This window comes from Alcanivorax sp. HI0044, from assembly GCF_001634945.1.
The window spans coordinates 1-1,170 of record NZ_LWEZ01001620.1 but is presented as its reverse complement, the minus strand read 5'-3'; the positions used below and the strand labels follow the sequence as shown (position 1 = coordinate 1,170).

General features: G+C 58.2%; 1 protein-coding gene. It reads left to right on the top strand.

Annotation, left to right across the window (positions count from 1 at the left end; translation table 11 throughout):
* Nucleotides 1-243: 243 nt before the first annotated feature.
* Nucleotides 244-1,170, top strand: a 927-nt coding sequence (locus A3730_RS24400; protein WP_197477614.1) for an SLC13 family permease, incomplete at its 3' end; no start/stop codon positions are given.

Sequence of the window (1,170 nt, the reverse complement as noted above, 5' to 3'; positions counted from 1 at the left end):
ATGACGCCTTTCAGGCTAATCCGACCTACAAACCCTGACGTTGAAGCCGCCGCGGTTGTTTCGTCTGTCAGTGTGTAGGTCGAATTAGGCTTGGCCGTAATCCGACATTGTTGGCTGAGACCTTGGTTTTTTGCTTATGTCATATTTGACTAAGTGCTCCCTTTTTATATTCCCTTTGCCCTGTAAAATGCCCTTTTTGCGGTGCGGTTTGTCGCGCGGCCTGGGCTCTGTCTGGTTCATCTGATGACGCTGGAAATACTGATAACACTACTGATTGTACTGGCTGTGCTGGGGGCGCTGGCCAGTAACCGAGTGCCTGCGGATATGACCATGATGGCGGCGCTGGTGCTCGTCTTGATCACGGGCCTTATTTCCCCGGGCGAGGCGCTGTCCGGTTTTGCCAACCCCGGCTTGATGACCATTGCGGCGTTGTACGTGGTGGCGGCTGCCTTGCGGGATACCGGCGCCATTTACTGGGTAGCACACAGGTTGCTGGGCCAGCCCAAGTCCGTGCTCTCCAGCCAGTTTCGGTTGATCGCGCCGGCGTCCATTCTGAGTGCCTTCCTGAACAACACCACGGTTGTGGCGATGATGATTCCTGCGGTGCAGGAATGGGCGCAACGCTTGCGCCTGTCGGCCTCCAAGTTACTGTTGCCACTGAGTTATGCGGCCATTCTTGGCGGTACCTGTACGCTGATTGGCACGAGTACCAATCTGGTAGTGGATGGTTTGGTGCAGGAAAAGGGGTTGCCGGCGTTCGGCATATTCGATGTGGCCTGGGTCGGTGTGCCGGTGCTGCTCGGCGGCGCGGCCTTTATGTTGCTGATTAGCCGTTTTTTGCTGCCGAACCGGGCGAGTATGGCGTCCCAGTGGGAAGATGCCCGTGAGTACCACGTGGAGATGCTGGTGGCGAAAGGTAGCCCGCTGGCGGGCCGGACTATTCAGGATGCAGGGCTGCGGAACCTGACCCATGGCTTCCTGACCGACATTCAGCGTGATGAGCGACTGTTCACAGCGGTTGGCCCGGAAATGACGCTGCAGGAGGGTGATCTGCTGGCGTTTGTCGGGGTGCCAGAGTGCGCGCGGGAGCTGCAACGTATCAACGGCTTGCAGGCCGCCCATGGTGGGGCTCACAAATTGGGCCTGAACAACCACCAGCGCCATCTCGTG